Here is a 5,444-nt window from a genome sequence, read left to right as displayed (position 1 = left end):
CTGGATTCGACCCCACCAACTCAATGGTGGGCTGGCCCCAGCTCAGGCCGAGAAAAAGCTTAACGTCGTGTCCGAGATTAGTTGACCACTACAGTCAGGTGCGTAGGCATCGAAGAAGAACCACCACTCGAATAGCCGCCAAGGGTGGTAGATGGGTGTGCTGAGCAGTTCGAACCACGGGGCACCCAAGCGAGACTGGTAATCAAGCGCCGCAGCCGTCCATTGGGTAGCGCTCCATATACCTGACAGGGTGATGGCCAAAACCGCCGCCACATGGCCGTACAGAACTGTCGTCGCTTGCATCCCTGAAACCAACCTCTCTGGCAAAATGCACGGCACGCAGGTGTGCCGCGTGCGAGAGATTCGGCAAAGGAGGAGAAGGGGTCAAAGACCGTTTGCGTGGGTAATCCTGTGCGAGTAAGCAACAGCTCCGGCTATGGTATAGAGCGGAGGAGAACTGCAGGACAGGGCGTAGCGCATATAGGGCAGTCCAGCAATTGTCTAGTGATGGGGCACTACCGAAGATCCCACTCTGACCATAAATCCGCCAGGCACGAACGGCAGAAATCGGCCAAGCGGTCAGTTACTTCTATAAATAATATCCTTTTCCAGGTCGTCAGGCGGGGAGCGACTTGTCCTCCCTACCTAGCTTAGCGCGAGCGCCTTGGCGCAAGGCCAGAACGTACAGGGGCCTGAAAAAATACGGCGCATGCTTAACAACCCGTCTGCAGCCTCCAGTTAGAGCAGCTCAGCACGCCTTGAACCGCTGCAAACCGGAAGGAAACGCGCGGCAAACTCCTTGGCGGGCAGGGGCTTGCTGCACAAGTAGCCTTGCCAGAAATCGCAGCCGCTCTCGGCCAGAAAACGCCGCTGCTCCTCTCTTTCAACGCCTTCGGCCAGTACGTTTAAACCGAAGTTCTTGGCCATCGCGATGATGGTGATCGCCAGTTGCACGTCCGTGGCATCGTGGGGAATGTCGTTGATGAAGCTGCGGTCGATTTTCAGTTTGTTCACGGGAAAGCGCTTGAGATAGGCCAACGAAGAGTAGCCGGTACCGAAGTCGTCGATCGCCAGACCTACACCGAGGCTCTTCAGGTCACGCAGGAAGTGCTCGGCCTGTGACCCATACGCCATCAGGCCGGACTCCGTGACCTCCAGCTCCAAGTATGCCGGGGGAAAACTGGTTTCCTCGAGAATCCTTTGCAGTTGCTCCTTGACTCGGCCGCCACGGATCTCCATGGAGGAAAGGTTGACCGCGATGATGCCCGGTGTACGCCCTTCATCGAGCCATTGCCGACCCTGCCGGCAAGCCTCGCGCTGAACCCACTCGCCAAGCGGGATGACAAGGCCGGTTTCTTCCATCAGGGGGATAAATTCGGCCGGGCCCGCCGGGCAGTCGGCATCGGGGTGCATGCGCACCAAAGCCTCCGCGCCGATGATGCTGCCATCCGCGCAGGAAACCAGGGGTTGGTAGTGCAATTCAAATAACCCCAGCCGCAGGGCACGCCGCAGACTCGCTTCCAGCGTCAGCCGCGAGCTGGCAGCAGTGGTCAGGTGATAGGCATAGCTGCGCCACTGTTTGCGCCCCGAGCGCTTCGCGTCATTCAGCGCGGCTTCCGCGTTGCGCAGCAATTCGGCGGCATTCGCACCGTCATCGGGGAAGAGTGCGAAACCTATGCTGAACTGGGCGAACAGCTCGCCTGTGCTGGCCAGCTGCAACGGCTCGCTGAACGCATCGATAAGCTGTTGCGCGATAATCCCGGCCGCTGCGCTGTCGGCCACATTGTCGATGACGGCGACGAATACATCGCCGCCCTGGCGGCCGAGGAGGCGATGCGCCCCGAGCTCGCGGGACAGCCGCTGCGCCGCCATACAAAGCATCTCATCACCGACCGCATGGCCAAGACCGTCGTTGACGGTATGGAAGTCATCGAAATCGATGACCAGCACCGCGACGCCGGCGTCGGCTTGCTGGGCTTGCGCCACGGCCTGTTCGAGGCGGGACCAGATCAGGGTACGGTTGGGCAGCCCGGTGAGCGGGTCGAGATAGGTCAGCGCATCGAGTCGCTCTTCGGCCTGTTTCACCCGGGTCAGATCGGTCATCACGTAGACATAGTGGGCGGGCTTGCCCTCGACATCGGGGACACTGCCGATTGACATGAAATGCGGCAGTGGCATGCCGTCCTTGCTCTGGCTCATGACCTCGCCTTGCCAGCAGCCGACATGCGCGAGCGTGTTCATCATGTCGATGAACAGGGCTTCTGGATAGTCCCCAGAGTGGAGCAGACGTGGGGAACGGCCGACGGCTTCGGCAACGCTGTATCCGGTCTGCTCGCTGAACGCGCGATTGACCATGACGATGTGCCCGCCGAGATCGGTGATCAGCACCGCGTCCCGCGAGTTCTCCAGCGCCGCGGCCAGGAGTGCGAGATGGGCCTGCTGCGCGGCATGTTGCTGGTCAATCTCGAAGCGCGTGAGCGCGAGTGAGACTTCGTCCCGAATCTCTTCGAAGAGTGCCTGCTCGTCGGCGTGCTCCAGATCGAGCCTGGGGCTGGCGAGATGCAACACTCCAGTCAGGCGCTGCCCGCGGCGTAACGGGATGCCGACCCAGGCCTCCATGCCGGCCGCCGTCAACGCCTCGATCCATGGCGGAACGCTGGCCAAGCGCTGCAGCTGGGACAGAGATACCACCTTGTTGTTCTGCCATGCCTCCACCACCTCGCCGCTATAGGCCGATGCCAAGGCTGTCGTCGGCCCCGGGTCTTCGGGTTGCTGCGGCTCGGACTCCGAAGCCTGGAGCAATTCGATGCGAGCGTCATGAAATCGTCCCTGCTCCCGTGCGCAGGTGCAGATCCGCTCGAACAGCTCATCCTGGGTCGTACTGTGGACGATGGCCTGACTGACCTGGCTGAGAAACCCGTATAACCGCGACAGATCCCGCACGCGTTGCTCGCTGGCGTGGCGCGCGGTGACGTCCCAGGTCAGCCAGATGACCGTGTCGGTGTCCCCGACCGGGGCGATGCGCGCCTCGAAATAGCGCTCTTGGCCATCGATCGGCAGGCAATACTCATAATTGCTGGTGCGCCGGCTGGTGAGGGTTGTCGCGATGACCTGTAGGCAACCGCTGGCCACGTCTTGCGGCAGCATGTCCGTGATCTGCCGGCCGATAAGCTGCTCTGTCGGCATGGCAAACCCGCCCGTGCCGATGCCATAGGCTTCGAGGTAACGCCCGCTGGCATCGAGTAGAAACGAGCGCTCCGGAATGCCCGAGGCGAAAGCGCGCAGGTGCGACTCGTTGATAGCCAGTTCGGCGAAGGCCTGGGCGCGACCTTGTTCGATACGCGCCAGAATATGCAGCAGCAGCAGGGCCAAGCCGCCTATCAGGGCAATGTTGAGGGCCGCGAGCCATTGCTGTTGCTCATGCCTTGCTGCAACCTCGTGAAGAATGATGCTTTCCAGCTCGGATGCGGCGACATCGACCTGGCGATAATGCACGCGCAAGGCGAGCGCGGAAGTCGGTGAGGGGCTGGCCAGGCGAGCGCGCAATGTCTGTGACATCGTCTCCAGGGCCCGCACGTATACCTCGACCGCCTGGACAATCTCAGCCGGCGGACGCCGGTTGATGGTGAGGCCGGCAAGGTGCCCCTTGCCGGCGGCCAGCTCTCGGCTTGCCGCCAGGGCCCGTTCCAGGCTGGCGATCACCAGCTCCGCGGTCACCGCGGGGTCGCCATCAAGAACCCGTTCCAGATGCACTTCGGCCACGGTCGCCGCCCGCCGCGATTCAGACAGCTGATCGAGGGGCAGCAGCCCTTGCCGCGATATCTGGTCCCAGCGAAAGCTCGAGAACACCATCAGCGCCATGACTGCGGTGACGAAGAGCGCCAAGGCGACGAGAACTGGTACGGGATTGAACGTGCGTGCTGAGGTTCTGTTCATCGTTCCGACTCCTCCGTTGCCCGCGGCAAGTCGCTGGCGACAAACCCGAACTTTTCCACCAGCTGGAGATGCTCGGCACTGCCGATAAAGGAGGCCAGCGCCTGATCCACCTGCTCGTGGAGGCGAGAGTCTTGCCGACGGAAGGCAAATGCCGGGGCACCTGGCGCCTGCTCCGTTTGCGCCGCAACCAGCTCGAATGCCTCGGCGTCATCCCTGTCGATGAGGTAGCGCAGCGACACGGCCGACAAGAGCAGGCCGTCGGTCTGCCCTGCACGAAGGGCCGCCATTGCGCTCACCTCATCGGGAAAGAACTTGACCCGGCGCCCGGGAACTCCGGCAGCATGTGCTTGTTGTTGCTCAATCGAGCCGTCGATAACGGCAAGACGAGCCCCTGACTGGCTGGAAAAATCTGTCAGCGAAAGAAGATTGAGTGGGTTGCCGCGCCGAACCAGAAGGCCGGGACGAATGAGCGCAGTCGGGCGGCTGAACAGGACACGCTCGCGACGCTTCGCAGTGACGAACATGCCGGCCGCGATAATGTCGATTCGGCCGCTTTCAAGCTCTCGGATGAGACTGCCGAAATCGCCGTGCAACCAGACCACATGCTCCAGCCCCAGGGTATGCAGCACGTGACGCAACACCTCCGGTGCCTCCCCGGTGACGTCTCCATCGGCATCGAGCATGACGAAGGGGGCTTCAAGGGCATAGCCGACTCGCAGCGGCAAGCCGTGCTGGTAACGGGTCAGAGCGTCTTCGCCACCGATCTCCAGAACGCTGAACGCAAATACGCTTGTCAGTAGAGCCAGGAAGATGGCTGCTACGAGGTATGGCCGCTTCAGGAAAAAAATGCTTCCTTGCCCCATTCGCTACAAAGCCTCCCGGTCGATGCCGATCTTCATTGCCCTCATTCCCTGCTGGGAATGGCGCGCTTCACAGGTGTAAGGATAGTCACTACAGCGCTATACCTATAAAAATATCGAATAAGCAGGCTGGCAGGGGGCAGGAGTCGTCTTTTGCGGGGGCAGGAGTCGAATCGGTTCGGCTACTGTCGACCGAGTCGATGCTGGACACGCAACTGGTACTGGCTGGTCATCCAGAGAAAAAATTGTAACCGCGATATTCATAATGCCAAGCGTCTGCCTTGGGCCCAGGCTGTGTAAAAATCTATGGTCACCCCCACTTTTGCAATACTGATCAGCGATGAGCGTTAGGCTTGCCTAAATCTATCCGGCGTCTTGGTGGAGCAAGCTCCGCGCCTCGATGAGAGTCGCGCCTGAGGATCCTGAAAACGTTGGCGGCTTCGAAAGCCAGTTTTTACATCAGGTTCTTCATCAGGCCGGTGGGCCGTTCACGTCATCGTCTATTCAGCTATCGCAAAACCGGAAAAGGTCGTCGTGGTACTGCTCAGTCAGTAGGGTCAGGCGGTCAAGCCGTTTGGCTCGGCTTCATATCGAGTGTGCTTAACGGCAATCGCCCAGGCAATGCGGGCCAGTTTGTTCGCCAGGGCG

General features: G+C 60.9%; 2 protein-coding genes and 1 pseudogene. All 3 read right to left on the bottom strand.

All coding sequences use genetic code 11. From position 1 onward, the window contains the following. Positions 1-93: 93 nt before the first annotated feature. A pseudogene (locus BM315_RS24885) lies at positions 94-303 on the bottom strand (conjugal transfer protein TraG); the annotation flags it as partial. A gap of 435 nt (positions 304-738) precedes the next feature. Further along, positions 739-3,936, bottom strand: a complete 3,198-nt coding sequence (locus BM315_RS23805; RefSeq protein WP_090506126.1) for an EAL domain-containing protein — start codon at positions 3,934-3,936, stop codon at positions 739-741. Next, positions 3,933-4,799: a transporter substrate-binding domain-containing protein gene (locus tag BM315_RS23800; protein WP_090506124.1), complete on the bottom strand. Its 867-nt coding sequence runs from the start codon at positions 4,797-4,799 to the stop codon at positions 3,933-3,935. The genes BM315_RS23805 and BM315_RS23800 overlap by 4 nt, the downstream gene beginning before the upstream one ends. Positions 4,800-5,444: the final 645 nt, after the last annotated feature.

Source organism: Pseudomonas borbori (assembly GCF_900115555.1).
GTDB classification, from domain to species: Bacteria; Pseudomonadota; Gammaproteobacteria; order Pseudomonadales; family Pseudomonadaceae; genus Aquipseudomonas; species Aquipseudomonas borbori.
The sequence above is the reverse complement of the archived record's forward strand: the minus strand, read 5'-3'. Positions and strand labels throughout refer to the sequence as shown.